The 26762-nt window shown below is 30.6% G+C and carries 27 protein-coding genes and 1 other RNA gene; 18 read left to right on the top strand and 10 right to left on the bottom strand.

Annotated features, from left to right (window positions below; genetic code table 11):
* The first annotated feature begins 10 nt into the window (after positions 1-10).
* A complete protein-coding gene (locus tag AB1282_RS20820; protein ID WP_056466569.1) occupies positions 11-1162 on the top strand; it encodes a THUMP domain-containing class I SAM-dependent RNA methyltransferase in 1152 nt (383 codons plus the stop codon).
* A 124-nt stretch (positions 1163-1286) separates the two neighbouring features.
* On the opposite strand, the gene AB1282_RS20815 is transcribed toward AB1282_RS20820, so the two are convergent.
* A complete protein-coding gene (locus AB1282_RS20815; protein ID WP_056466565.1) occupies positions 1287-1505 on the bottom strand; it encodes a hypothetical protein in 219 nt (72 codons plus the stop codon).
* Between the two features lie 168 nt (positions 1506-1673).
* Between AB1282_RS20815 and AB1282_RS20810 the strand changes: the two genes are divergently transcribed.
* Together AB1282_RS20810 and AB1282_RS20805 are read left to right on the top strand one after the other, a co-directional pair.
* Complete coding sequence (locus tag AB1282_RS20810; RefSeq protein WP_429900273.1) at positions 1674-2600, top strand: Gfo/Idh/MocA family protein; 927 nt, start codon at positions 1674-1676, stop codon at positions 2598-2600.
* 246 nt (positions 2601-2846) lie between these two features.
* Complete coding sequence (locus AB1282_RS20805; protein WP_056466560.1) at positions 2847-4778, top strand: ATP-dependent DNA helicase; 1932 nt, start codon at positions 2847-2849, stop codon at positions 4776-4778.
* A 213-nt stretch (positions 4779-4991) separates the two neighbouring features.
* On the opposite strand, the gene AB1282_RS20800 is transcribed toward AB1282_RS20805, so the two are convergent.
* Positions 4992-5612, bottom strand: a complete 621-nt coding sequence (locus tag AB1282_RS20800; protein WP_429900271.1) for an NAD(P)-dependent oxidoreductase — start codon at positions 5610-5612, stop codon at positions 4992-4994.
* 158 nt (positions 5613-5770) lie between these two features.
* Here AB1282_RS20800 and AB1282_RS20795 point away from each other — a divergent pair, with 158 nt between their 5' ends.
* Both AB1282_RS20795 and AB1282_RS20790 read left to right on the top strand, forming a co-directional pair.
* Positions 5771-7291 carry a carboxypeptidase M32 gene (locus tag AB1282_RS20795; protein WP_429901197.1) on the top strand — a complete coding sequence of 507 codons (1521 nt, stop codon included), beginning with the start codon at positions 5771-5773 and terminating at the stop codon, positions 7289-7291.
* A gap of 360 nt (positions 7292-7651) precedes the next feature.
* Entirely contained in the window at positions 7652-7855 is a 204-nt protein-coding gene (locus AB1282_RS20790) for an aspartyl-phosphate phosphatase Spo0E family protein (protein WP_056466554.1), read from the top strand.
* A gap of 296 nt (positions 7856-8151) precedes the next feature.
* Here the strand turns inward: AB1282_RS20790 and AB1282_RS20785 are convergent, their stop codons facing one another.
* Entirely contained in the window at positions 8152-8343 is a 192-nt protein-coding gene (locus AB1282_RS20785) for a hypothetical protein (protein ID WP_056466551.1), read from the bottom strand.
* Positions 8344-8660: 317 nt separating this feature from the next.
* Between AB1282_RS20785 and AB1282_RS20780 the strand changes: the two genes are divergently transcribed.
* The gene (locus AB1282_RS20780) at positions 8661-9122 is read left to right on the top strand and encodes an RDD family protein (RefSeq protein ID WP_429900269.1); all 462 of its coding nucleotides are present in this window, start codon (positions 8661-8663) and stop codon (positions 9120-9122) included.
* Positions 9123-9167: 45 nt separating this feature from the next.
* Here the strand turns inward: AB1282_RS20780 and AB1282_RS20775 are convergent, their stop codons facing one another.
* Together AB1282_RS20775 and AB1282_RS20770 are read right to left on the bottom strand one after the other, a co-directional pair.
* Positions 9168-9686: an SRPBCC family protein gene (locus tag AB1282_RS20775; protein ID WP_390312211.1), complete on the bottom strand. Its 519-nt coding sequence runs from the start codon at positions 9684-9686 to the stop codon at positions 9168-9170.
* Between the two features lie 215 nt (positions 9687-9901).
* The gene (locus AB1282_RS20770; RefSeq protein WP_025671541.1) at positions 9902-10213 is read right to left on the bottom strand and encodes an ArsR/SmtB family transcription factor; all 312 of its coding nucleotides are present in this window, start codon (positions 10211-10213) and stop codon (positions 9902-9904) included.
* Positions 10214-10447: 234 nt separating this feature from the next.
* On the opposite strand from AB1282_RS20770, the gene AB1282_RS20765 reads away from it, so the two are divergent.
* The 6 genes from AB1282_RS20765 to ssrS all read left to right on the top strand — a co-directional run bounded on the left by AB1282_RS20765 (position 10448) and on the right by ssrS (position 18794).
* Positions 10448-11977, top strand: a complete 1530-nt coding sequence (locus AB1282_RS20765; RefSeq protein ID WP_429900267.1) for a carboxypeptidase M32 — start codon at positions 10448-10450, stop codon at positions 11975-11977.
* 250 nt (positions 11978-12227) lie between these two features.
* On the top strand, positions 12228-13319 hold the full coding sequence (locus tag AB1282_RS20760; RefSeq protein ID WP_056466538.1) for a type III polyketide synthase: 1092 nt from the start codon (positions 12228-12230) through the stop codon (positions 13317-13319).
* Positions 13319-13822 carry an isoprenylcysteine carboxyl methyltransferase family protein gene (locus tag AB1282_RS20755; RefSeq protein WP_429900265.1) on the top strand — a complete coding sequence of 168 codons (504 nt, stop codon included), beginning with the start codon at positions 13319-13321 and terminating at the stop codon, positions 13820-13822. The genes AB1282_RS20760 and AB1282_RS20755 overlap by 1 nt, the downstream gene beginning before the upstream one ends.
* A gap of 321 nt (positions 13823-14143) precedes the next feature.
* Positions 14144-17707: a dynamin family protein gene (locus tag AB1282_RS20750; RefSeq protein ID WP_429900263.1), complete on the top strand. Its 3564-nt coding sequence runs from the start codon at positions 14144-14146 to the stop codon at positions 17705-17707.
* A 21-nt stretch (positions 17708-17728) separates the two neighbouring features.
* On the top strand, positions 17729-18562 hold the full coding sequence (locus AB1282_RS20745) for a sulfurtransferase (RefSeq protein WP_429900261.1): 834 nt from the start codon (positions 17729-17731) through the stop codon (positions 18560-18562).
* Positions 18563-18611: 49 nt separating this feature from the next.
* Positions 18612-18794, top strand: a non-coding RNA gene (gene ssrS / locus AB1282_RS20740) — 6S RNA.
* A gap of 7 nt (positions 18795-18801) precedes the next feature.
* Here ssrS and AB1282_RS20735 read toward each other — a convergent pair.
* Together AB1282_RS20735 and AB1282_RS20730 are read right to left on the bottom strand one after the other, a co-directional pair.
* The gene (locus tag AB1282_RS20735; RefSeq protein WP_056466527.1) at positions 18802-19737 is read right to left on the bottom strand and encodes a DMT family transporter; all 936 of its coding nucleotides are present in this window, start codon (positions 19735-19737) and stop codon (positions 18802-18804) included.
* Between the two features lie 16 nt (positions 19738-19753).
* Entirely contained in the window at positions 19754-20134 is a 381-nt protein-coding gene (locus tag AB1282_RS20730) for a reverse transcriptase-like protein (protein WP_056466524.1), read from the bottom strand.
* A 133-nt stretch (positions 20135-20267) separates the two neighbouring features.
* Here AB1282_RS20730 and AB1282_RS20725 point away from each other — a divergent pair, with 133 nt between their 5' ends.
* Positions 20268-20924, top strand: a complete 657-nt coding sequence (locus AB1282_RS20725) for a reverse transcriptase-like protein (RefSeq protein ID WP_056466521.1) — start codon at positions 20268-20270, stop codon at positions 20922-20924.
* A 16-nt stretch (positions 20925-20940) separates the two neighbouring features.
* Entirely contained in the window at positions 20941-21126 is a 186-nt protein-coding gene (locus tag AB1282_RS20720; RefSeq protein WP_056466517.1) for a zinc-finger domain-containing protein, read from the top strand.
* Positions 21127-21188: 62 nt separating this feature from the next.
* Here AB1282_RS20720 and AB1282_RS20715 read toward each other — a convergent pair whose 3' ends face one another.
* The gene (locus AB1282_RS20715) at positions 21189-21434 is read right to left on the bottom strand and encodes a DUF2564 family protein (protein WP_056466514.1); all 246 of its coding nucleotides are present in this window, start codon (positions 21432-21434) and stop codon (positions 21189-21191) included.
* Positions 21435-21596: 162 nt separating this feature from the next.
* A complete protein-coding gene (gene cspD, locus AB1282_RS20710) occupies positions 21597-21794 on the bottom strand; it encodes a cold-shock protein CspD (protein WP_056466512.1) in 198 nt (65 codons plus the stop codon).
* A gap of 301 nt (positions 21795-22095) precedes the next feature.
* Here cspD and AB1282_RS20705 point away from each other — a divergent pair, with 301 nt between their 5' ends.
* From AB1282_RS20705 to AB1282_RS20690, 4 genes are all read left to right on the top strand, one after another.
* A complete protein-coding gene (locus AB1282_RS20705) occupies positions 22096-22320 on the top strand; it encodes a hypothetical protein (protein WP_056466509.1) in 225 nt (74 codons plus the stop codon).
* Positions 22321-22487: 167 nt separating this feature from the next.
* Complete coding sequence (locus AB1282_RS20700; RefSeq protein WP_056466506.1) at positions 22488-24653, top strand: DNA topoisomerase III; 2166 nt, start codon at positions 22488-22490, stop codon at positions 24651-24653.
* 81 nt (positions 24654-24734) lie between these two features.
* A complete protein-coding gene (locus AB1282_RS20695; protein WP_056466503.1) occupies positions 24735-25112 on the top strand; it encodes a hypothetical protein in 378 nt (125 codons plus the stop codon).
* 160 nt (positions 25113-25272) lie between these two features.
* Complete coding sequence (locus AB1282_RS20690) at positions 25273-25641, top strand: DUF3979 family protein (RefSeq protein ID WP_056466500.1); 369 nt, start codon at positions 25273-25275, stop codon at positions 25639-25641.
* On the opposite strand, the gene AB1282_RS20685 is transcribed toward AB1282_RS20690, so the two are convergent.
* On the bottom strand, positions 25638-26687 hold the full coding sequence (locus AB1282_RS20685) for a YkvI family membrane protein (protein WP_056466496.1): 1050 nt from the start codon (positions 26685-26687) through the stop codon (positions 25638-25640). The genes AB1282_RS20690 and AB1282_RS20685 overlap by 4 nt on opposite strands.
* Positions 26688-26762 lie beyond the last annotated feature (75 nt).

Genomic DNA, 26762 nt, shown 5'->3' with positions numbered 1-26762 from the left:
GGTGGTAAAATTGGCGAAATATACATTAATTGCTACTGCTGCAATGGGTATCGAAGCCCTAGTCGCTAGAGAAATAAAAAGCCTAGGTTTTGAAGATGTAGTAGTTGAAAATGGTCGAGTATTATTTAAAGCGGATGAAGCTGGAATTGTGAAAGCGAATTTGTGGCTAAGAACAGCTGACCGAGTGAAACTTCGTGTTGGTGAATTTAAGGCAACCTCATTTGATGAATTATTTGAAAAAACAAAAGCCTTACCTTGGCATATGTTTATACCAAGAAACGGTCAATTTCCTGTATCAGGAAAATCTCATAAATCAAAATTATTTTCAGTATCAGATTGCCAAGCAATCGTCAAAAAAGCAATTGTTGATAAATTAAAAACAATCCAAAATATTCAAGGTATGTTAATTGAAGATGGTCCATTATTCCGAGTGGAAGTCTCTATTTTAAAAGATATCGTAACATTAACGATTGATACTACTGGTCGTGAAGGCTTACATAAAAGAGGATATCGCGTAGATCAAGGTGAAGCACCATTAAAAGAAACACTTGCTGCATCATTAGTATTACTAACGAATTGGAATGCTGATTTACCTTTTGTTGATCCATTTTGTGGATCTGGTACGATTCCAATTGAAGCTGCATTAATTGGACATAATATTGCTCCAGGATCGTTTAGAAGCTTTGCGTCTGAAGATTGGCACTGGATCGGCAAAAAAAGATGGAATGAAGCAAGACAAGAAGCAGAAGACTTAGCAAACTATGATCAAAAACTTGAAATAATCGGATCAGATATTGATCATCGAATGATTAATGTTTCAAAAGCGAATGCTGATGAAGTTGGATTATCAGATTCAATCGCTTTTAAACAAATGCAAGTAAAAGACTTTACTACTAAATCTGAGTATGGATATGTTGTTACAAACCCACCATATGGTGAGCGATTAAACGATCGTCCTTACGTTGAAAAGTTATATTCAGATATGGGGAATGTTTTTACAAAATTAGATACATGGTCAGCGTATGTACTAACTAGTCATGAGGGATTTGAACAATTTTACGGTAAACCTGCAACAAAAAAACGTAAATTATTTAATGGCTTCATTAAAACTGACTACTATCAATACTTTGGAAAAAGACCTCCAAGAAAAATCGAAGAGTAAAAATTTAAAAGGGTGTTCCCAATTGTCGATTAGACGATTGGGGCACCTTTTATTTATAATATCTTATTTCGGTAAAGTTTTTACGAACAAAATTTGAACAAAAATTGTATTAGATTTATCAACATCATAAATTTATTGAAGGGACAATTCTAAATCCATGATTTTTTTCAAGTAAGTGTGCAACATGCCAATTCGTTTCTGCAGTACTTTTATATTGAGTGACTAGATCATGGAATTCATGACTAGTGAAACTCTTTTCATGCTGAAGCAAATAAAGGTCCCTTACAACACTTATATCATCATTCGTATCAAAATTAGTCTGAATTAAAGAATATAAGTACAAATAAACACCTCCAAACTACCATTTTTATCACTATTTTATAGATTTCCCGATAATTTGAATGTTATTGCTATTAGATTATCTGGAAATATAATCATTTTTTTATTAAGAAGAATGATTATTTGTTACAATAAATCTAGAAAAGTAACCCAATTTAAAGGACTGATCAAAATGAAAAAACTACGTATCGGGATGGTAGGATTAGGCAATATTGCACAAAAAGCATATTTACCAATTCTTACAAAAGAACAAAACTGGGATTTTATCGGTGCATTTTCACCAAATAAAGAAAAGCGTAAGAAAATATGTTCACAATATCGAATTCATGATTTTGAAAGTTTGGATTTACTTGCAGAACAAAGTGACGCAGTATTTGTACATAGTTCAACTAGTTCACATTTTGAGGTAGTATCGTATTTATTAAATAAAGGTAAAGATGTATATGTTGATAAACCACTAGCAGCTACATTGCCAGAGTCAGAAAAATTAACTGAATTAAGTATTAAACTAAATAGAAAACTTATGGTTGGATTCAACCGCCGATTCTGTCCAATGTATGTGCAGGCAAAAGAAGAGGCAAAGAATATAGCGTTAATTAGATTTGAAAAGCATCGAGAGAATAAAATCGGGTCTAATTCATTCGAGTTTACGATGCTGGATGATTATTTACATTTGGTTGATACAATTAGATGGTTTTCAGACGGAGAAGTTAACTTGATTAATGGAAGGGTTCAACTTACTCATACTAATCAACTAGAGTATGCTACACACCAATATGAATCGTTAGAAGGAACTACAATTAATACAGTAATGCATCGAAAGTCAGGAACAAATCTTGAGCGCTTAGAATTAATTAATGAAGGTTCGATTATAAGGGTAAAAAATATGAACAACTTTGAAATCGAAAAAAATAACACAATTAGTAATTCGTTTTCATCATCATGGGACACAACATTAAAACAAAGAGGTTTTGAGGATTGTATTAATCATTTTATCAATTGCATTTACTCTGATGAAAATCCATCGATTAATGGTGAAGAAGCATTAAAATCTCAAATGATTGTTGAAGAAATGATAAAACAAGCAAAAGGTTGGTAAAAATAACTAAGGGGAGATAAAGGAGTATTATGAATTTAAAGCAATGTACACTTTTAATTCGTTCCTAATTCACAGATTCCTTAGTCTTTAAGGATCATGCCTTATTTCCCTTGCCTTTCCCTCACATTTTTTGTATGATAGCGGGTAGAGACAATTTTTAAATAATATAATGGATCGAATAAATTTGCAAAATTAAAGTTCTCACAAGAGGACTTTTTCTTTTTAATTTACATTTTGGGGGTAGCAATGAGTCATTCAACTAAATTACCTTTTGAGGTAGGAAAGCAAGACCAATTCATTGAAAAGCTAGGGGAGTGGATTGGGGACGTTTTTTACGATTTATTACCAGATGCAGGCTATGAATTAAGAGATGAGCAAATCTTTATGGCTTATCAAGTTGAAAGAGCTTTTAAAGAAAAGAAAGTTATTTTTGCTGAAGCAGGTGTTGGTACAGGTAAAACGTTTGTCTATTTGCTATATTGTTTATGCTATGCAAGATATACTGGTAAGCCAGCTATTATCGCATGTGCTGATGAATCTTTAATCGAGCAGCTAGTAAAGAAAAATGGGGACATTGAAAAATTATCGAATGCTTTAAATTTATCAATTGATGTTAGATTAGCTAAATCAACTACAAATTATTTATGTTTAAAAAAATTAGATTTACAGCGTTCAGAAATTGACGTATCGGATGCCGTTTTAGGGGTTTATGAAAATTTACCAAGCTTTGTAAATGATTATGGAACACTGCAAAAATTTACTCCATATGGGGACCGTACTGAATATAAGGATCTAACAGATGAAGAGTGGGATACAATTTCATATGATTATTTCCAGGATTGTTCTACTTGTGAACAAAGACATAGATGTGGACAAACTCTATCAAGAGAACATTATCGTAAAGCAACTGACTTAATTGTCTGCTCACAAGAATTTTATATGGAGCATATTTGGACGGTAGAATCTAGAAAACGTGAAGGTCAATTGCCATTACTACCTAATCCAAGTTGTGTAGTATTTGATGAAGGACATTTACTTGAATTTGCAAGTCAAAAATCGTTAACATATCGACTTCAACAAGAAACATTAAATACATTTTTATCATTTTTAATGCAATCAGGCACGCGTGAAAGTTTCCAACAGTTACTAGAAGATACATTAGAAACATATGATCAATTCTTTTTTGAATTAGATAACAATACTGAAGAAGTTGAAGGATCTAGACGTTTTAAACTGAATATGAATGAAAGATTAATTAAGTTAGCAAGGAGATTAAAATCTCAAATTAGTAGTATTGGTGATGAATTAGTCTTTGAAAGTGAAATGTATACGATTGATGAATATCAGTTAAACATTGTTGATGAGCATTTAGATGATGTTGAGCGTTGCTTAAATTTATTTATTAATGAAATTACAGCGATTCAATGGATTGAATATAATCAAAATGAATTAACACTTGTCATCATGCCAAAGGCTGTAAATGAGCTTCTACAAGAAAAAGTATTTAATCAGAAAATGCCGATTGTATTTTCATCTGCAACTCTTTCTCAAAATAGTTCTTTTGATTATATCGCAGGTAGTTTAGGGATAAAAGATTACTTATCATTTTCGGTTAATTCTCCGTTTGACTATGATGAACAAATGAAAATAGAGTTAAATCAAGTTGACCCAACCAAAATTGAGGAAAAAAATGAAAAAATTATTGAGAAGTTAAAGGATAAGAACGGAAGTACATTAATTCTCTTCAATTCAACTCAAGAAATGAAAAAGTTTAAACTGCAAGTTGAAAAAGAAAAATTAGACTTCAATTTATACTTTGAAGGTGAAGAAGAAATTAGTTCAATTGTACAAAAATTCCAAGAAGATATTAGCGCATCTTTATGTGCAGTTCATTTATGGGAAGGATTAGATATTCAAGGAATGTCACTAAGTCAAGTGATCATTCACGCGCTACCATTCCCGCCAAATGATCCAGTATTCCAATCAAAACGTCAAAATGCACAGAACCCTTACTTCGAGATCGATGAGCCGTATATGTTATTAAGATTACGCCAAGGAATTGGACGACTAATTCGTAGTCATGAAGATAAAGGAAGAATCGTTTTATTTATCGAGAATGATCTAAACAAGGAAACGAAAGAAAAAATCTTAAATAGTTTGCCTGTTAATCCATCTTAAAACTTAAAAAGCTAGCATTCGCTAGCTTTCAGACTGTTGACAAACGCTCGCTTTCTTCGTTACTTCGCCTGTCTGCGGTGCTCATTACCGACTAGGGTAACTCCGCTCCTCACCAGGCTTCGTGCCTCGAAAGACAAGCGCTTGCAATCAGTCTGAAAGTCAAGTTTTTAGAACTTTGTCTATACACCGAAAGCTAGCATTCGCTAGCTTTTTTTAATTGCAAATTCCAACTCTAGAGTTACTAAAATTGCATTCGAAAAATTCCTTAAATGCGAAAAAAGCTGTATCTCCAGTCGTAATACGTTGGCCATCAATCGGTAAATAATTCTTTTCAGCACGAATATCTTTCGTTATTGGACCATCTGGTAAGTAAGTAGGGCAAACAATCGTCCAATTTATCTGACTATGGTTTAATAAGTTAAATGCTTTTTCATGATCAGTTGCTGCGGTTGTTGATTTTCGTTTTGATTCAGAGCTTAAATAACGAAGAATTGTTGGATCAACTCTTGATTGTAAAATACCTGCAGTTCCAATTGTAACGATCCTACCTATTTTTTTCATTTCCAGAAGAGGGATTAGTAGTCCCATAGTTCTAGATAAAATATTTTCACTGCCAGTATTTAATGCAGAAATTACTCCATCTACGTTTTCTAAAGCTAAATTTAAATCATTTTCATTTAGCGTATTTCCTTTTAAAACTGTAAGAGCTTCATGATTAATCGTTATTTTTTGTTCATCTCTTACTAAAGCAATTACTTCACATTTAGCTTCTAATAATAAATCCACTAAAAAAGAACCGACTCTTCCAGTTGCTCCTAATAATAATATTTTCATAACATCACCTTGCTGTATTGTACAATACTTTTATTAAACATGTCTTTTATATAAACTTAATCATTTGAATTCTGTTAACGAAAGTGCTTTTGAAGCTTAATATTAATTCAATATAAAAGTTATGATAGAATGAAATTAACAATATTTAGAAATGAGTGATAAATATGGCAAATAATAAGATACAAGAAGAATTCATTGATTATTTAAAGAAAATCGAGAATTATAATGAAGCAATTAATGTTATGTATTGGGACCTAAGAACTGGAGCTCCTAAAAATGGTGCTGAACAAAGATCAAATGTCATCAGTCAACTTTCTGCTGAAGTATTTGAAATGACGACATCATGTACAATGGAAAACTATTTAAATTTATTAGAAAAAGAAATAGGTACTGGCAACTTAAATGAAGTCATTGAAAAATCTGTTAAGGAATGTAGAAAAAATTATGACTTAAATTGTAAAATCCCTAAAAATGAATATGCAGAATATGTAAAGCTTTGTTCATTAAGTGAAAATGCTTGGGAAGATGCTAAAAATGAAGGTGACTTTAGTAAGTTTCAACCATATTTAGAAAAAATTGTAGCGATGAAAAAACAATTCATTGAATATTGGGGCTATAAAGAAAAGAAATATGATACCTTATTAAGCTTTTATGAGCCTGGTATGACAACTGGGAAGCTTGATGAAGTATTTGGGAAAGTAAGAGAAAGTCTTGTACCACTAGTTGCAAAAATTTCAAAATCACAAACTAGACTAATTCGCGAAGAATTGTCACAACCAATCTCAATTGAAATTCAAAAAGAAGTAAGTGAGGATATTCTTGAAAAATTAGGTTATAATTTCGATTCTGGTCGTTTAGATGAAACAGTTCACCCATTTCAGATTACGTTAAATCCTGGTGATGTTCGTGTAACAACGAAATATATAGAAGATAACTTTATGAGTGCGCTTTTTGGAACCATTCACGAATGTGGCCATGCACTTTATGAGCAAAATTTATCATCGAATTTAATTGGGACACCATTATGTGAAGGTGCATCGATGGGAATTCACGAGTCTCAATCACTATTCTTTGAAAATATGATTGGAAGAAGTAAAGAGTTTTGGGAAACACAGTATGAAAATTTAATCGCGAAAACTGGCGATTATTTTAAAAATTTATCGGTTGAAGAATTTTATAAAGCAATAAACCATAGTGAGCCTTCATTAATTCGAATTGAAGCGGACGAGTGTACATACCCATTGCATATAATGGTTCGATATGAAATTGAAAAAGAACTGTTTGATGGTGATTTACAAGTAAAGGATTTACCAAAAGTATGGAATGAAAAAATGGAAGAATACTTAGGAGTCGTTCCATCAAACGATCGAGAAGGCGTTCTACAAGATGTTCACTGGGCAGGTGGAGATTTTGGTTATTTTCCTTCGTATGCTTTAGGTGCAATGTATGCAGCGCAGTTTAAGAATAAAATGAAACAGGATTTAACCGATTATGAATCGATTTTAAAAAGCGGTGAGATTCATCAAATTGTAAATTGGCTAACACTTAATATTCACCAATATGGAAAACTAAAAGAACCGAAAGAAATTTTAGTAGATGTTACAGGGGAAGAATTAAATGTTAAATACTTTATTGAATACTTAGAAGATAAGTACTCTAAATTGTATAATTTAGCATAATCTTATTCGTATGGGGAGGTTCTTAATAAATCTCCCTATACAAAACATTAAAGCAAACATAAATAAATGATTAATTCAAACTTATTAATTTTTTATGTTTTTTTAATAAGTTCAAAGAATAGACATATTTAGATATTTAATAAATTGCTTTTTTATAGTATAGTAGATAAAAATGAAAGCGTGTTCACGGTTACTTATTAAGGAGAGTTGAATTTAATAAGGGGAAATATTGAAGATTTAAAGGAACCCTAATTAAGTTCAAAAAATAGTCACATTTAGAGAGTCTTAAGATATTTTTTTATAGTATTATAGATAAAAATGAAAGCGTGTTCATACTTTTTTGAAAAGGAGGTAATTTGAATGTTTTTTAGAACAGCCAGATCTTTAGAACGAAATATTGAAGAAAAACGAATCAAGTTGCAAGAAGCTCAAAATCAAAACAATGACAATCATCATGAAGTAGTAAAGATTCGTCATCAGTTGGACACTGATTTAAGAGAACTACAGAAATTGTTGAAAACGGTTGCAGGTAAACAATCGAAAATTAATATTAAACCAATATGATAAATTAGTACATAGATCACAAAATATTTTTGTGGTCTTATTTTTTTGCTCCTTTCGCATAATTTATTGCTTTCTTAAACAAAAAATAAACCTTGGATAAACAAGGTTTTTCTCCGTTAAATGCGCAATTTAGTCGATCTACTAATTAGTTACTTTCATATTTTTTATTTTGTCTAAATAAAAAAGTAAACCCAAAAATATATCCTATAAAAAATCCTAATGTATGACCGTACTGTCCATCTTGATTTATCGAAATATTCCTAATAAAACCTCATGCTACGTAAAATTCAAACTTATTATTTCTCATTTTTGAAAATGATAAATGCTAAGAGAAAACTGAAAAAAGTGATTAAGCCAGCAACTATACCAGCAATATAGCGATTACTATAATGTATATAACTTTCTAACACAGTAATTGCAATTGAAGAAAAGGCACATGCAAATAATGCTTGAGTAATACTCATTTTTCCTGTCAAAATTTTCTTCATTAAATATCTCCTTTGTAAATTTCTATTTAATTTTAATAATTCTACTTAATAGTAATTAGTCCTTTTTAAATGAAATACCTTAATAAGAAGAGGGAGACTTGTCATAGATCAATAGTCAAAATTTTCATCTCTTTTTTAGTTTGTTTATCAACCGAACATTAAAAATTATCATGTAGTGAAAAAACAACTTATGCAGCTTGTATAAAAAAATTAAATCAAATAGTTAAAAATCACTAATCAAAAACAAAACTTCCTAAGTATAATAGAGTATATCGATTAATATCCATTTTTTTATAAAATGTGGAATGAGGTTCTAGATGGATTTCGAACAGGCAAGTCGTTTTAGAAGATTGTTTGCAGCTTGGATCGATGGCTCATTAAATCTTTTATTTTCTAAATTAGGTTTAATAATACTTGGGTTAGAAAGTAAAGACATTTTAGATTTTTTTATGTTTAGTAGTAAGCAACTGTTTCTATATTCAATTTGGTCGCTATTATTTATTTTCCTATTTTATGTCATAGTACCTACTTATTTTTGGAACGGACAAACAATAGGAAAAAGATTATTAAGTATTATGGTTGTGAAGGATACAGAAGACTTAGTTGATTTCAAAACAATGACATTACGCTCGATATTTGCTTTTGGTTGCCAGCTAAATTTGCCAATATTTATAGTGGTAATTGGAATTTTGTATCTCGTTGATATATTTTTTATCTTCCGAAAAGATCGGAAAACATTGCATGATTTAATCGCTAAAACGAAAGTTGTTTATTATTAAAAAGCACTAAAAAAATACCCTTTAAAGGGTATTTTTGCATTTATCTTATAATGAAGTTTTAGCTAAATATGCATCTAGTTGGTCAAAAGTACCAGTAAAGCCTTGTTGCATAGAATCTTTATTTGCAATAAATGCTGCAACTTCTTCATCAGTAGCATTGATTGGAAAACCTTTTAATGTAATAGTTGTTTTCCCATCATTTTCTTCTAAAGTTAAAGTATTTTGAATTTCCAATGGCCAAACTTCAAAGAATGGAGCACGGACCATATTACCTTCTTGATCAGAGAATGAATTAACAAATACAATTTTCTCAGGTTCAATAATTTCACCAAAAACAAATAATCCCCACATTACGAATCCTTCTGGAGATTCCATTTTATAGTGGAATTTACCTCCTTGTCTAAATTCTAACGTTGCTACATCCATTTCAAAGCCTGTTGGACCCCACCAATTTTTAAGATGGTCTGCTTCTGACCAAACCTTGAATACTAATTCACGTGGCGCATCTACAACCCTTGTTAAGACTAATCCTTGCTCATCTACATTAAACGTATTTTTACTCATTATTAATTCCTCCATTTATTTTATATTGATTAAAAAATCTGCTAGGCTGCTTAAAGTCTGTTTTCCGCCTTCTATTGCGCCGTATTCTTCAACAACTTTATTGCGAATTTCTACAGATGCAAAAAGTGATGTCATAGTAAGTAATGTTTTCCCTGTACTTCTCCTTTCAAAAATAGTTAATACAAATCAAATTGTGTGCGTTGAATAAGTCATGATTATTTGCCTTGTAATTTTTTTAAATAATCGTCCAATTGATCGAATCTCTGTTCCCAGACGTGTCGGAATGACTTAATCCACGAATCCATTTCTTTTAGCGGCTGGGGTCTTAGTTTATAAATTCTTTTATTGGCGATTGGTTGAACTTCGACAAGCCCAGCTTCGCTTAGAACGCGAAGATGCTTTGAAACCTGTGGTTGTTTAAGTCCTAAGCTTTCAGCAATTTCCCCGACTGATAAAGGACCGTCACGTAAGAGTTCGACAATCTGTAACCGGTTCGGCTCTGCAAGAGCAATTAAAGTCGAATTCATAAATCGAATATACCTCACGTGGAATATTCCTGTCAAGGAATATTCAGAATGCAAATTTTGTGTTGATCTAAAAAAAGATTCAAAGACTTGAGTAGTATGTACGAAGTGATTTGACAATATCCGTTTTGTCGAGAAATATTATTTAAAAAGTGAGATAATTCTTCTTAATCCGTCTATTTTTTATGCTACTATTTAGCTGACTCAAAAATTTGATAATAAAAGGTGGGTGTTTTGATGAGCTTAAAAGATTATGAGGCTTCGTTTTTAGAGTATGTAAGAAAAATGTTAAACATTGAAGAAGCAATTGGTGTTTTATATTGGGATTTTCGGACAGGTGCACCTAAAAATGCTGTTAGTCAGCGTTCAAATGTAATTAGTCAATTATCAGCCGATGTTTTTAAAATGAGTACTTCAAAAGATATGGCTCACTATTTAATTACAATGGAAGAAGCCATTAGTGCAGGTAAATGTTCGTTAGAAGTTGAAAAAACTGTAAAATATTTAAGAAAGCAATACGATCAAAATACGAAAATACCAGTTGATGAGTTTGAAGCCTTTGTAAAATGCCAAGCAATTTCTGAGAGTGTTTGGGCAGAAGCGAAGGAAGAAAATAATTTTGCTAAATTTGAACCTTATTTAACTGAAATAATTGAGTATAAACGTAAATTCGTTGAATATTTAGGATATAAGGACTGTAAATATGATACATATTTAGATCAATATGAACCTGGAATGACTGTAAATAAACTGGACGAAGTATTTTCAGAAGTAAGAAATAAATTAGTACCGATTGTTAAAGCTGTAGCGACAAGTGGGAAAAACTTTGAAAAAGAAGAGATGAAAGCATTCGTTTCAATGCAAAAACAAAAAGAAATATGTGAGCAACTATTAGCTTCTCTTGGTTATAATTTTGATGCCGGAAGATTAGACCCTACTCCACATCCTTTTGCTACTTCTCTTAATTTAGGTGATGTTCGAGTAACAACGAAATATCATGAAAATAATTTTGAAAAAGCCATGTTTAGTACAATTCATGAATGTGGTCATGCTCTATATGAGCAAAACATTTCCAAAGATTTGGAAGGTTTACCGATCGCTCAAGGAGCATCTTTAGGTATTCATGAATCTCAGTCCCTTTTATATGAAAAGATAATTGGACAAAGCTATGAATTCTGGAAATCAAATTATCCAAAGTTAAAAGAGCAACTTAATGGAGTGCTAGATAATGTTACTTTAGATGAATTTTATAAAGTCATAAATCATAGTAAGCCATCTTTTATTCGTATTGAAGCTGATGAATTAACTTATCCTTTACACGTAATGATTCGTTATGAAATTGAAAAGGATTTATTAGATGGCAAAATTCAGGTTACTGATCTTCCTTCAATTTGGAATCAAAAAATGGAGGAGTATTTAGGAATAATTCCTAAAACTGATCGAGAAGGTGTTTTACAGGACGTACATTGGTCGATGGGGCATTTTGGATACTTTCCAACTTATGCATTAGGTGCAATGTATGCTGCTCAAATTAAAGCAACAATGGAAAGAGAATTACCAAATTTTAATGAATTAGTTGAAACGAATGATTTTCAAACAATTCTTGATTGGTTAAAAGTGAATATTCACCAATATGGTGCAATGAAAGAACCGCAACAAATTTTGAAGGATGTTACTGGTGAAGAATTGAATGTTAAATATTTTGTAGATTATTTAGAATCAAAATACACAAAATTATATGAGTTGGAAGAAGTAAATAAATCATAATCGTGTATTAGAAGCGTTATGAGGGCTATTTCAGAATCGTTTTAATGGAAATAATTGCGAATGTAGATTTGTGTAAAATGAGATATACTAAAACTGCACAACAGAAAGAAAACTCCTTTGAAACGCTTAGACAATTCTTATTATTTGTTCATGGTCCATGAATGAATAGCGAATTGTCTTTTTTTGCATTTATAAAAGAATAATTTTCCAATTTTAAACAAAAGGTAATGACTACAAGGAGTGGAAAATTATGCCTTTAATTTTATCTGTTGGAAAAGCTGTACCTAAATATAAAATCGATCAGGAAAATGTAGTACCTTTTATTCGAGATCTTTTTTTGAAAAGATATCCTTCAATTGATCGTTTATTATCTGTATTTCAAAATGGTGAGATTCAAAGTCGATATATTGCTAAGGAGCTTCCTTGGTATAGCGAAGAGCATAGCTTTGAGCAAAAAAATCAGGCATACACTGAAATCTCGATTGAATTGTCGATAGAAGCGATTAAAAATTGTGTGACGAGTAATGAATTTTTATCTTCAGAAGTTCAATATGAAGAAATTGATGGAATTATTTTTGTATCTTCAACTGGTATTTCTACACCCACAATTGATGCTCATATAGCTAATATCCTGCCATTTAATTCTTCAATTAAAAGAATACCAATATGGGGGCTAGGATGTGCAGGTGGTGCTAGTGGTATTTCAAGAGCATTTGATTATTGTAAAGCCCATCCAAAGTCAAATATTTTACTAGTTGCAGTTGAATTATGTAGTTTAACATTTCAAAAAGAAGATCTGTCCAAGAGTAATATAATAGGAACTTCACTATTTGCTGATGGAGCAGCAGCGGTACTAGTTATTGGCGATGAAAGTGATTTGAAAAATCGAACGATACATAAATCTTTGCCGTCAATTGAACAAACTAACTCAACTCTAATGCCAAATTCATTAGACGTAATGGGATGGGATGTTCGGAATGATGGTTTATTTGTCATTTTTTCTAGGGATATTCCATCGATTGTTAAAAGTTGGTTACAACCAGTTGTTACAACCTTTCTAACGGAAAATGAACTAACGATAAGGGATATAACTCACTTCATTGCTCATCCTGGAGGGAAAAAAGTATTGGATGCTTATATTGAATCTTTAGATCTTTCCGAAGCGAATATCGGAATATCCCTAAATATTTTAAAATCATATGGAAATATGTCATCTTGTACTGTTTTATTTGTGTTATCTGAGTTTATGAAGTTAGGAAAAACGAATGAGTACGGACTTCTTTGTGCTTTAGGACCAGGATTTAGTTCAGAGTTATCTTTGTTAAAGTGGGTAGAATGCTAATGTTAAAGATTATTTTTTTATTCATCATCATACAAAGAGTGATTGAGCTAAGTATAGCAAAGAAAAATGAAAAAAAATTAAAAATGCGGGGTGCACTTGAATTTGGCCAAGAGCATTATAAATTTTTTATCATCTTACATAGCATGTTTTTTATATCAATTTTAATTGAGAATTATTTCATTCAATATATAGAAATTGGATTTTTAACATTTCTCCTAATCGTTTTTGTCATTTTACAATTAGCAAGGGTATGGGTTATTTCAACGTTGGGGGAAAGATGGAATACAAAAATCATCATTTTACCTAATGAAAAATTAGTAAAACGTGGGCTTTATAAATATATCAAGCATCCAAATTACATAATCGTTACAATTGAATTATTAGTAATACCAATTATGTTTCATGCGTATATTACAACTGTAATCTTTTCTGTTTGTAATTTAATTTTATTAAAAGTAAGAATCCGAGAAGAAAATAAAGCGCTTTTACAATCAATCGAATAGTTATTGACAAATGGAAAATAACTGATTATGATTAATGTAGAATGAAAATCATTATCAACTTCGAAAGGTTGTGCGTCAAATGGTTCTTGGATTTGTGTCAGCTACAATTCTTTTATACTTTTTATTAACTAAATATGTACTTAAACAAGTTCAAAACTAGGTGATGTTACCTAGTTTTTTTTATTTTATATGCATATGCCTATACATTCTTCTTCCAAATTAATATATATGGGGATAAAATAATGCTAGGGAAAATATTTGAGTATGAAATGAAATGGGGAAATCACGTTGCAAAACACTAAGATTAACAGAGGGGATTTAATGAATAAGGTTTCTTCAGGTATCAATTTACTTTCTGAACAAGGAAATTCGAAGGAATTATTTCAATTAAAAAAATTAGCATACAAAATACAAAATAAGGAAAGTTATTACGTATTTTGTGGGCATTTTTCTGCTGGTAAGTCATCCTTACTAAATGATCTTTTACAAGTTGAAAAACTACCTACAAGCCCAATTCCTACAAGTGCAAACGTTGTAAAATTAAAAAATGGCGAAAGTAAAATGTTAATTACTCTTAAAGATGGTGAAATGTATCAGATTCAAGAGGACATTCAAGTAGACGAACTAAAAAAGTTAGCTTCTGATAGTGGCTCAATAATTGAGCTCGAGTGGGCACAAGAGATATTTAAAATTCCAACTGGATCTGTTTTAATTGATACTCCAGGAATTGATTCAACAGATATGGATCATTTAGAGGCAACAAATTCTGTCATTCATCTAGCGGATAGTATTTTTTATTTAATGGATTATCAACATGTTCATTCGAAAACAAATATCGATTTTATTCATAATTTAGTTGAAAAAAATAATAAAGTTTGTTTAGTCATCACATGTATTGATAAACACGATGAAACCGAATTGACGTTCGAACAGTTTCAACATGGTGTAATTGGAAACTTGAAAAAACAAGGATTAGGCAACTTACAAGTTTTTTATATTTCTACAAGAGATAAATCTGTCAATAATAATGAATATAACCAGTTTATAAATTATTTAAATGATTTATACAGTCATCAAGACGTAGTTCAAATTGAAAATGACAATGCAAGCTTTTTAACAATTATGAACGAACAAATACAACAACTTGAGAACGATTACATTGATCTCGATCAAAATGCAGATGAAATTAGATCAGTTTATAATGATTTAAATAATGAAATTGAAGTGATTGAAAAGTCAGTTTCATCATTTGAGGAAAATTGTTTGCAGTCTACACAACAAGTTCTTACTAATTCAAACATTACACCATTTGAAATGAGAGAATTAGCGTCAAAATATTTAGAATCAGAAAAAGCATTGCAAAATAAAGGATTATTTCAATCAAGAAAAAAACTTGAAAATGCATTACATGAATCTAAAAGTCAATTTATTCACAAAGTAAAAGAATTAACAAATAAACAAATAGAGTATTTTGTAAAAGAAGCAGCAATTCGAACTTTAAAACAAATTGAAAATAATAAAATTGATAGCAGTGACTTTGATAAAATCTTAGAGCCTAATTTGAGTGAAGAGGTAATTTGTCCAAAGCCGTCTCACTTGATTGATACAGGTGGAAATTATTTATTACAGTATACGAAGGAAGTTAGTGAAGGGATTAAGGCGGTATATCGTAAAAGTATTTCCGAATTTATTTACACACTTTCAAAAGAACTTAAAGTACAAAATGAATCAACTATACTAAAGTTAAAAAATCAAAAGATTGATTTACAATCAAAAATAGAAGGATTTGATGAATTAGAGTTTAATAATCAAAAAATTTCTCATATGGTTACAGAAATTAAGACGATTTTAAATAATCATCAAGAATTTAATCAAGACCTGCCGGAAATTAAGCCTACTTTAATATCAGTAAGCGAGTTAATTAATCATAAAATTTTAACTGTTTGTGTACCGGAAGTAAAAGAAGAACTTATTACTGACATCGAACAAACTAATTCAAAAAAATATTCAAACGAAGAAATTCAAGCTAAATATGAAGTCGCTGATTTTATATTAGACGAATTAACTTCAAATAAATTTATTCAGAGTAAAATCGGTATTTTAAAAGAAAAAAGAGTGCAAATAAAATCAAACGAATACACAATTGCATTATTCGGAGCGTTTAGTTCTGGAAAAACATCGTATATAAATACTCTACTTGGCGATCGTGTACTACCTGTTTCTCCACACCCAACAACAGCGGCAATTTGTAAGATTAAACGATCAACAGTTGAATCTGGCAATAAAAAAGCTGATGTGAGTTATAAATCAGAGGAATCTTTAAAAGAAGAGTTTCTTGATTTCTTCAAAAAATGGGGAGTGGAAGCAAGTGAAAAAGAGTGGTTTAATACTCTTCAAAATTTAATCAAGAAACAAAAGGATAAAATCCCTACTGATGCTTTCGTTTATGCAGAAAGCGTCTGTCAAAATTATGAAGAAATGAGAAGTTTACTAGGTACTACTAAGCGATATGACTTAAGTGAGTATGTAAGTGTAATCAGTGAAGAAAATCGAGCATGTTTTGTAAAAGAAAGTACAGTTTATTTTGATTGTGAGATCACGTTAAGTGGAATTGTATTAGTGGATACGCCAGGAGGAAATAGTATCCATTCAAGACATACTGAACTAGCATTCGACTATTTGAAAAAAGCTGATTTAATTTTATATGTTGCACATTATCAGCATGCTTTTACACGTCAAGATGAGTCTTTCTTAATGCAAATCGGACGAATGAGAGAAAGTTTTGATAGTGATAAAGTTTACTTTGTATTAAATGCTTCGGATTTAGCAAAGGATCAAAACGAAATCGAAATCGTACAAAATTTCTTTGTAAACCAATTAACGAAACTAGGGGTTCGTTTCCCAGCTGTTTTTCCTATTTCAAGTATGCTTCAGATGAAGGGATATGGTGAATCAGAGTTAAATTTAGAAATCCAGAATAATTATAAGAAATTAAATACGAAAATCCAAAATTTCTTCCAATTTGAAATTGCAAATGAAGTCTTTAAAACATTTATTAATGACCTATTAACAATTGAAAAAATCTTACGTGATACGATTAATCGTTTCGAAAGAATAAAGCGTGAAAAAGATCAATTCTTCAACGAACTTGAGCAAATTCAGAAAAATATTAAAGAAGCGATTAAAAATGCAGAACCTACTAATTTACCAAGAGCCTTTATGAAAGAAAACGAGCAATTGATTTTCTTTATCGAAAAGCGTATCGAATTAAGGATGCGAGATTTATTCCCTTACTTCTTTAATCCAAGTATTTTTAATAATACAACAAAAAATATTAAACAATTATTTGTAACTAAAATTCGTGAATTTATATATGAAGTATTGGAAGAGATTTTAAAGGAATTAAGAGTAACTGGATTTAGATTAGAGAAGTTTTTAACAAATGAAATTTCAATGTCACAAGATCGAGTAATTGATGAAATTCATTCGATTCAATCTGAATTTATTGTTCAAAAAAGCGAAATTAATGAGATTTTACCTGTTTCGATAAAAAATCCTGATCAATTTATTAATGTAGATCGATTTGAAAGTTTAAAGAATTACTTTAAAAATCCAAAAAGCTTTTTTGTTGAAAATATGAAAGAAACTATGATCGATGAATGCATTAATGAATTGAGAACACCATTAAAAGAGTATTTAGCAAATATGAATAGCTTATTTGCGGAGCATTATCACATTCAATATGTGGATTCATTAAACTCTGTATTGCAAAACTGCAGCAATCAAATCGAAAATGATGTTCAACAAACAATTAAAGCAACTGAAAATTTAAATGAAGTCGTTGTAGATGAAAAAGTATTAAGCTTATTCAAAAAATTAATTTAATATGAAGGTGGACAATTAAAATTGAAAAATATTATTGATGTAAACATTGCAAATAAATTGCACTTAAATAAAAATGTTGTATTTTTAGATTGTCGATTTCAATTGTCAAATCCTGAATATGGTTTAAGTGAATATCAGAAAAATCATATTCCGCTTTCTCGTTATGTTGATTTAAATAATGATTTATCTAGTCCTGTACAAAAGCATGGAGGCAGGCATCCGTTTCCTAATTTAAATGATTTTGGAAATCTTTTAGGGGAACTAGGGATCGATCATGATACAATTGTTATTTGTTATGATGATGGTACGAATGATAACGCGGCAAGATGTTGGTTTTTATGTAATTTAGTAGGGCATCAGTTTACTTTTGTTTTAAATGGTGGTTATAAAAAATGGTTGGAAAACGATTTTGAAGTAACTACTAAAATCGAAGAAGTAATACCTAAAAAATTCGAGATTAACGTACAAGAGTATATGATTAGTTCGATGAATGAAGTTAAGAAGAATAGTAAAAATGATGATTACAATTTAATTGATTCTAGAGAATCTATTCGATATATTGGCGAATTTGAACCAATTGACGGAATTGCTGGCCATATACCTGGAGCAAAAAATTCATTTTGGAAAGATGTATTAAATGAATCGGGAGAATTTAAAACAAAAGAAGAATTAAAAACTCTCTTTAAACCATTTAAAAATGACAATGAAACTGTTGTTTATTGTGGTTCAGGTGTCACTGGTTGTGTTAATTATTTAGGATTAGTTGAAGCTGGATATACGAATGTAAAACTCTATCCGGGTAGTTTTAGTGACTGGATTTCTTATGAAGAAAATGTTGTGAATAAGAAGAAATAATTAGTTGCAAAATAGTTTTAGTTGGTATAGAATGAGAATACAAATTAAACAAAACCTGCTGTGTGCGTTGTCAGTTTATGTCTTAAACCAATGATTTGTATACCGGAAGACCGATATTTAAGTAACAACATCGTGCCTACATATAGGAGGATGAACGTTACTTGTGAGGACATCCACCTTGGAGTTCGGTTTACTTAGACATAAAAGGAACAACGGCATTTGCGGGAAAAAAAAACCATTCACATCTTGTGAATGGTTTTTTCTTCTTTATATAATTGCTTTTTACTTTTGTTCTTTCTAATTTGAGTTACGATCGTAGAAATTAAAATTAAACTGCAACCGAATAAACCAATTTCTTGTAATCTTTCTCCACCATAATAATAACCAGTAATCGCTGCAAAAACTGGCTCTGTAGCGAGAATAATTCCTACTTCTGTGGCACTTATTGTACGTTGGGCAAACATTTGGATAAAAAAAGCTGCAGCGGTACAAAAAATTGCTGTAAATAGAATTGAAAAAATGAAAAATTTATTTGTCCATAATGCATGATTGAAAATGACTTGCCAATCTTCAAAAATTAAAGCAAATGTCCAAGAGGCTAAACCTACAAAAGTTATTTGTACAGTTGCTAGTTGTAGTGAATTATAACTAGGTGAGTAGATCGTTGAATAAATAATATGAAGAGCAAACGCAATCGCACTGAAAAAGGAAATAATATCACCGGAATTAAACTTGGAATTTGTTGAAAGAGTCAATAAAAATAATCCGATGAATGCAATAATTGCACATAAATTTTCCCGTAAAGTAGGCTTTTTCTTATATTTAAAAAATAAAAGAAAAGGAACAATCGCTACACTAATACCTATTATAAAACCAGATTTGGATATGGAAGTGTAATGTAATCCAAATGTTTGAAAAACAAAACCTAGAAATAAGAATAATCCTATAACGATTCCAGGGGAAATAAATCCAGCTTTTCCGCGATATCTTTTATTATTTTTTCGATTTAATAAAGTTTGAACTGTAAATAAGACAATTGCGGCTACAATAAATCGTAATGCATTAAATGTAAATGGTTGGACAATCTTAAGTGTTTCTTTAACAATGAAAAGCGAAGAACCCCAAATGAAGGACACAAAGACTAAAGAAGAAAAAGCGATTAATTTATTTTTCATATCGTCCATTCCTTTTTTATTTTATGGCTTTTCGAGCAAGTTCATCAGCAACCTTATTTGCGCTTGATGGAATCCATTTAATAAAGAAAAGATCAAGTTGATTAATCAACTTAAGTGATTTCTCTAATAAAGGAATAAACAAATCGTTTTTCGAATAATTCTTATCAATACTTTCTTCAACGACTTTTGAATCTGTACGGAATGAAACAGTTGTTAAATTATGTTTGACACAATAATCTAGTGCAAGTAACAAGGCATGAAACTCTGCTTCATGATTAGACATCGAATCTAATGGAATACTTAAAAAAACAGGTTCTTTTATTCCTTTTATGAAAATACCTGCACCTGAGGGCCCGGGATTTCCTTTGGAAGCTCCGTCAATATAAACTTCAATCATAGTAAACCTCCAACACTTATATATGTATCATTTTAGTATATATTCAAAAAAATGAAAACTTAAAATATGAAAGAAGTATTTTTATATTTAACCATAGTCTAGTCTAAAATAAACAATAGAAGAGGTGTGACGGATGAAGCTAAAGATCAGTTGGAAGTATCAAACTAAAAAGAAATATCAAATTACACTTGAAACTGAATGGTTAGAAATAAAAGAAGCTCTACTTTTAGCGGAGGATTTTGAAAGTACAGGTAGAACAAAAGAAATCATCTTTTTAGATCAATTCGACACAGAGTGGACCAAAAAACAAGTAATAAAGTACTTAAAAGAACTTGAAGAAGAACCACATAATATTTCAATTTTTTTTGACGGTGGATTTGATCAATCAACATCTATTTCAGGTATAGGTGTATGCTTATACTTTAGTCAAAATGGTAAAAACTATCGAAAAAGGTTTAATGAAAAATTAGATGGGTTATTGACAAATAATGAAGCAGAGTTTGCTGCTATTGAAAATGCAATCCTACTATTAGAGGAAATGAATATAAAAGGGCAAACGATTCTTATTAAAGGAGATTCACAAGTTGTCATTAATCAATTAAATGGAGATTGGCCATGTTATGAGGAACAACATGAACGATTCATAAATCGAATTGAAAGAAATTGTAAAAACTTAAAATTAACCTTACAATTAGAACTTATTAAACGTAATGATAATAAAGAAGCTCATAATCTAGCAACGCAAGCACTTAAAGGGAATAAGATAATAAGTACGATTGAAGTTACATGAAGAGGTGAAATGAAGTATGGAACGTAAAGAAATCTTGGACGAAATAGATACTTTAATAAAGACTTATTGCGATGGTTGTTTTGTTTATAAACATTTTAGAAAAGACCATAGCCAAAAATTTGCTCAATCCTTTTGTATTAATAAATGTACGGTTGGAGAAAAAATAAAAATGATCGGTAAGCAATTAACTTCTGACTGTTAATTAGCCACTAACTTAATTTAAACACAAAAAAGAAGGTACCATTAAAAGTACCTTCTTTTTCATTATATCTGAGCTTCTCTTATTTGTTGCTCAACTTGCATTAAATCTTCTTCTTGTTTCTTTAAAAATTCATCATCTAAATCAGTAGCAAGGCCCTTCATTTTTTCGAGCTGTTCTCTTGCTTGACTAACTGCTGTTGTTGCATCTGTTAACTGCTGTGCGTCCATGCTCATTGTTGCATAGCCTACAAGCTTTTGAGCAGCTTTCACTTTCATTTCTACATCTTCAAAATTATTAAAATTTGACATAAACACCCTCCTTATTTCACTTCGTAGTATTCCCAAATAAAATGGGAATCATGAAAAGCAAGAGGATTTTTTTGTTTAAGTATACTGAATAATTTTTATGATAATCTCTTAATAAAAATAAAAAAGGACTGATAATCAGTCCTTTATGTAGTCAAGTTTATATTATAGCTTTACTACGTTAGCAGCTTGAGGTCCACGGTTACCTTCAACAATGTCAAAAGAAACTTCAGCACCTTCTTCTAAAGATTTGAATCCGTCAGTTTGGATTGCTGAGAAATGTACGAATACATCGTCTCCACCTTCAACTTCGATGAATCCGAAACCTTTTTCATTGTTGAACCATTTTACTTTTCCTTGCATTTTTCTTTTCCTCCTAAAACATTGCACATGAAGCGCGAAAGAATTTCCATTTATTAATATTTTTAATAAATGTTGAAATTAATATACAACTATTAAGAATATAAGTCAAGTAAGCGCTTAATATCAAAATATACACTCAATTGACTTAAATATTTCACAAATAAAATAAAAAGTTAATATCCGTTTGTGAAATTATTCACAAATGAAAAAGTACATGATATACTACAACCATAGTAAGTGATTTAGATTACTATTAAGAATCGATCTTGATTTCACTTTATAAAGAGATGGAGAGATGAAAATGATTCATTGTGAATGGATTGAATTTAAAATTGAAAATGATTTTATTACAGAGGAAAAATTTGAAGAAATGATGAATGATACATTTCAAGCAATGATGGTTGACGAAAATAACTTTCCTAAATATATATGGACAGCTAACTTTGTTGTCATTGTAACAAAAAGAATTAAAATATTAGAAGAAGTAGAATTTATTCAAATACCACGTAATCCAGCGTGTAGTTAAAAGCGTCCAACTATTAAGAGAAGAAAAGGCAGTTCAAGAGAATGTATTCTTTTGGCACTGCCTTTTTTTCGTTTCTTACGGCTTTCCCTACCATTACATAAGTTATATAATAACTATATCAAACAAATACAGTTATACAAAAATTAGTTTAAAATGTGAGGAAGAAAATGAAATTAATTATTGCCGAAAAGCCTGATCAAGGTTTAAAGCTTGCAGCCCCTTTTAAGTTCCAAAAGAAAAAAGGGTTCTTAGTCATTCAACCTAACGAGTTTTTTCCAAAAGGTGCTTATTTAACTTGGGCTATTGGGCATTTATGTGAGTTATTATCACCTGAAGAATATGATGAAAAATGGAAAAAGTGGTCATTAAATACTTTACCTATTATACCTAATCGCTTTGGGCATAAAGTATCAAAAGGAAAATGGGATCAATTTTCAATTATTAAGAACTTAGTCCACTTAGAAGAGGTTACTGAAATAATTCTTGCAGGTGACTGTGAACGTGAAGGAGAACATATTGTTCGCCTTATTTTAAATTTAGCTGGAAATAAAAAGCCAATGAGAAGGCTTTGGATTTCGTCTTTAACAGAAAATGCCGTTAAAAAAGGATTTAGTCAATTATTGGATGAAAGTGAAACAAAAAGTTTATTCTTTGAGGCGTATAGCCGAGCATGTGCTGATTGGTTAGTTGGGATGAATGCATCAAGAGTATATTCCTTACATCTGCAGAAAAAAGGAATCCAGGATGTCTTTTCGTTAGGAAGAGTTCAAACACCAACACTAGCTCTCATTGTGAAAAGAGAACTTGAGATTGAAAGGTTTAATTCCGAACCTTATTGGGAAGTTTTTGCTACATTTCAGTTTGAAAAGCAAAAGTTTTTTGGAAAATGGCATAACAATTCCGAATCTAAAATTTTGTCAAAGGAATTAGCAGAAAAAATTGCTGGCTTTTGTGAAAATAAAAACGTAAAAATTACTGATATTGAGCAAGAAAGAAAAGAGTTTCAACCACCTTTTCTTTATAATTTATCGGCACTTCAAGCTGATGCAAACAGTAAATATAAATTTTCACCACAAAAAACACTAGAGATTGCACAAAAACTTTATGTCAAAGGGAATATTTCATACCCACGTTCAGACTCAAGTTTTATTACGAAAGAAGAAGCAATGATGCTCCCAGATATATTGAAGAAACTTGAAAAAATTGAGCAATTTTCACAATTCTTCCCTCTGCCAAATCAATCGATCTTAAATAATAGTCGCTACGTTAATGAGAAAAAGGTCACTGATCACTATGCAATTATACCTACTGAGCAAGTGCCAAATATTCATAAAATGAATGATGAGGAATTGAAAATATATGAACTAATTGTAAATCGTTTAATAAGTGCACATTATCCTAATTCAATTTTTGACTATACTACAATTCATACGTTAGTAGACGGGCGAGCGACCTTTATTTCAAAAGGAAAAATAATGGTTCAAGAAGGTTGGCGTAAAGTCATATTCGAAAAATCAAAAGAAAAAAATACTGAAGAACAAAATTTACCCGTTGTTGAAACTGGGCAAGAAGGAATTGTTAAAAAAGTAGAGGTAAAAGAAAAGAAAACTCAAGCACCTAAAAGATATACAGAAGGACAATTAATTACATTAATGAAGTCTGCCGGAAAACATATTGATAATCCGGAATTAACGAAAATACTAAATAAAACTGAAGGACTAGGTACTGAGGCAACTAGGGCTGGTATTATAGGTACTTTAAAAAATAGAAAATATATTGATGTTAAGAAAAATCAAGTTTTCGCGACGGATAAAGGGAAGCTGATCATTTATGCTCTAGGGGAAAATATTTTAACTTCACCTGAAATGACTGCAAAATGGGAGCAGAGATTAAGTGAAATTGGAGAAGGAAAAGCAAGTAGTCTTGAGTTTATGGAACAAACCAAAAAATTAACTGAAAAAATAATTCTTGATGCATATGAAAATGAGAAGATATGGAATTTTTCAGATTTTAAAATTGAGGAAATGCAAAATTCGAAGTTTGGTCCGAAGAAAAAATCAACTAGTGTTGGAAAATGTATTAAATGCGATGGTAAAATGGTCGATAAAGGCTCATTTTATGGGTGTGATCAATTCCAAAAAACAAAATGTGAAGTTACAATTTCAAAAAAAATATTAGGTAAAACAATTACAAAAGCTTTAATGAAGCAGTTATTAAACGGTGAGACAACAGAAGTTATAAAAGGATTTTCAAAAGATGGCAAAGAATTTGAAGCTTCTTTAAAATTTAATGAAGCAGGGAAGATCATGTTTATCCAAAATTCCATTAAATAAAGTGACGCATAATGTAATTTAACTAGTCAATTCTATTTTTTATTGCATATACTTATATACAATGATAATAGGAGGATTAGAGTGAAGGAATTCTATAGCAATGAACAAGTTTTTTTAACTGGTGGAATTGTTCCTTCCGTTTATTCATTATGTATAGATTGTAATAGGAAAATTGTACATGTTCTTGACTTGGATCGAGTGGGCACTAGGCCGGTATGTGTATCATTTTCTAACAGCTTTGCAGAAAATATTTTTGAACAAATAAGCTTATCAACGTTAGGAAGTTACTTAGAGTACCAATACTTAATCTATACTACAGAAGGTATTGTAACAAAATGGAAAAATAACGAACTGATAGCGTTAACTAATTTAGACGAATGTAAACCGGAATTCATTACTTTAATGAAAGAACGAAGAAATACATGGTCTAAATATAAAGCTTTATATAATCGAAAATAAAAAAAAGGATTACTCTATAAATAAGAGTAATCCCTTTTCAATTTGAGAACAAAATTCCAACATTACCATCCTAACAAGTTCTTTTGAACCGGCATATTCCTGTCTTTTCCTGTCTTAATTTGATAAACTATCAACATATCATAAATTAGAAGGTGACAAAATGATTTGTTTTTTAGAAAATACCTTTCAAATAAAATTAGAAAAAAATGATAAAGGTGATTATCCAATTATTGTGACTGACGAAGGAATCTTTAGCGAGATGAGTTTGAAAGATAAACCGAGCACGTATGTTAAGTTTATTATAAATGAATACGATGAGTTAACGATTGATTGGTATATCGAAAATGAAAATCGCTTCTCAGTAAAAAGCCTACAAATTCATCAAATGATATTAATAAACGATCCTGATGAAAATTCAATTCAATTTGTATTAGAACGTTGGCAAAGTAGGATGTTTAAGATTCAATGGATGCCAAAGTTACACATTGAATTTGGTTTATATTATGAAGTTTGCGATGATTGCGATTAAGATGATTTTTTAGGTTTTAGTAAGGTAAGGATTACAAGGAAACTAATCCAACCGATAAGTGGATAAAGGAATGTTAATAATGGTCCATAGCCAATAATGCTAATAAATAGGCAGCATATTAATAATAAAATAACGACTATATTTGTATTTAATCGGATATATGAATTTATTTGCCTAGACATCCCATAGATATTTCCAACTAATGTAGTGAAAATTTCAGCTAAAATAACCATTAGGAAAAAGTAATAGAAAATTGGATGGATTTTTTTGATTACTTCTACCATTGGAATTTCATATTGTTGAAAATTGGTTACACCTGATACATTCAGGTGAATTAGTAATAAAATAGTCCCTAATATTAGACCGCCTAATACCCCGCCTTGTACAATTGAAGATTTTTCTTTACACTCAAAACCAATAGGTACTAAAACAGCCTGGGCTAAAGCCATATTTAAACAAACATAAGTAATAGGTTTTGAAAACACTGTAAGGTTAAGCGAACTAATAGAAGGTAAAATATGATCTAGTGTGATTTCATGCATTGTAAATGGTAAATGTGAGTTAATGAAAACTGCGACGATAAAAGCACACATAATTGGGACTACTGTATTATTTAGACTGAATAAACCACTTGTCCCTTTTCTTAAAACGATAAAAGTCAAAATGATAAAAAATAATGAACCGATAAAAGAATCAAAATGTAGGTAATTCTTAAATACGGCTCCAGCACCTGACAACATGACACTTGTAACGCCAATTAAAACAAAGAATAATAGCCCATTAATAATATTTCCTCCGAGTTCTCCAAATAATAGTACATTAAATTGCTGAGCAGAATTTAATTTATATGTATGAGCAATTGTCATAATTTTAGTTCCGAACCAACAAAATAATACAGTGGCAAACAGGATCCCCATTGCACCATATACCCCGTTAATTGAAAAGAACTCTACAATTTCCTTACCCGTAGCAAAACCTGCTCCAATAACAGTTCCGACATATGTAAAGGCTATATTTCGAGCTTCTTTACTAAAGTTCAATTTCATAGGAAGTCCTCCTAAATGTAGTACTAAATTGTATGATACATTTTAAGAAAATAGACATGCTCCCTTTGTAAAAGT

Origin of the sequence: Gottfriedia sp. S16(2024), from assembly GCF_050473765.1 — a bacterium.
Classification (GTDB): domain Bacteria; phylum Bacillota; class Bacilli; order Bacillales; family Bacillaceae_G; genus Gottfriedia.
This window is presented reverse-complemented; position numbering and strand designations above follow the sequence as displayed.

Coding starts and splice junctions, on each gene's coding strand:
- AB1282_RS20700 (WP_056466506.1), top strand. CDS start 22,488: ATGAAATTAATTATTGCCGAAAAGCCTGATCAAGGTTTAAAGCTTGCA.
- AB1282_RS20785 (WP_056466551.1), bottom strand. CDS start 8,343: ATGAAGAAAATTTTGACAGGAAAAATGAGTATTACTCAAGCATTATTT.
- AB1282_RS20690 (WP_056466500.1), top strand. CDS start 25,273: ATGATTTGTTTTTTAGAAAATACCTTTCAAATAAAATTAGAAAAAAAT.
- AB1282_RS20770 (WP_025671541.1), bottom strand. CDS start 10,213: ATGAATTCGACTTTAATTGCTCTTGCAGAGCCGAACCGGTTACAGATT.
- AB1282_RS20790 (WP_056466554.1), top strand. CDS start 7,652: ATGTTTTTTAGAACAGCCAGATCTTTAGAACGAAATATTGAAGAAAAA.
- AB1282_RS20720 (WP_056466517.1), top strand. CDS start 20,941: ATGGAACGTAAAGAAATCTTGGACGAAATAGATACTTTAATAAAGACT.
- AB1282_RS20735 (WP_056466527.1), bottom strand. CDS start 19,737: ATGAAAAATAAATTAATCGCTTTTTCTTCTTTAGTCTTTGTGTCCTTC.
- AB1282_RS20750 (WP_429900263.1), top strand. CDS start 14,144: ATGAATAAGGTTTCTTCAGGTATCAATTTACTTTCTGAACAAGGAAAT.
- AB1282_RS20730 (WP_056466524.1), bottom strand. CDS start 20,134: ATGATTGAAGTTTATATTGACGGAGCTTCCAAAGGAAATCCCGGGCCC.
- AB1282_RS20800 (WP_429900271.1), bottom strand. CDS start 5,612: ATGAAAATATTATTATTAGGAGCAACTGGAAGAGTCGGTTCTTTTTTA.
- AB1282_RS20725 (WP_056466521.1), top strand. CDS start 20,268: ATGAAGCTAAAGATCAGTTGGAAGTATCAAACTAAAAAGAAATATCAA.
- AB1282_RS20765 (WP_429900267.1), top strand. CDS start 10,448: ATGAGCTTAAAAGATTATGAGGCTTCGTTTTTAGAGTATGTAAGAAAA.
- AB1282_RS20780 (WP_429900269.1), top strand. CDS start 8,661: ATGGATTTCGAACAGGCAAGTCGTTTTAGAAGATTGTTTGCAGCTTGG.
- AB1282_RS20685 (WP_056466496.1), bottom strand. CDS start 26,687: ATGAAATTGAACTTTAGTAAAGAAGCTCGAAATATAGCCTTTACATAT.
- AB1282_RS20805 (WP_056466560.1), top strand. CDS start 2,847: ATGAGTCATTCAACTAAATTACCTTTTGAGGTAGGAAAGCAAGACCAA.
- AB1282_RS20705 (WP_056466509.1), top strand. CDS start 22,096: ATGATTCATTGTGAATGGATTGAATTTAAAATTGAAAATGATTTTATT.
- AB1282_RS20715 (WP_056466514.1), bottom strand. CDS start 21,434: ATGTCAAATTTTAATAATTTTGAAGATGTAGAAATGAAAGTGAAAGCT.
- AB1282_RS20755 (WP_429900265.1), top strand. CDS start 13,319: ATGTTAAAGATTATTTTTTTATTCATCATCATACAAAGAGTGATTGAG.
- AB1282_RS20760 (WP_056466538.1), top strand. CDS start 12,228: ATGCCTTTAATTTTATCTGTTGGAAAAGCTGTACCTAAATATAAAATC.
- AB1282_RS20775 (WP_390312211.1), bottom strand. CDS start 9,686: ATGAGTAAAAATACGTTTAATGTAGATGAGCAAGGATTAGTCTTAACA.
- cspD (WP_056466512.1), bottom strand. CDS start 21,794: ATGCAAGGAAAAGTAAAATGGTTCAACAATGAAAAAGGTTTCGGATTC.
- AB1282_RS20810 (WP_429900273.1), top strand. CDS start 1,674: ATGAAAAAACTACGTATCGGGATGGTAGGATTAGGCAATATTGCACAA.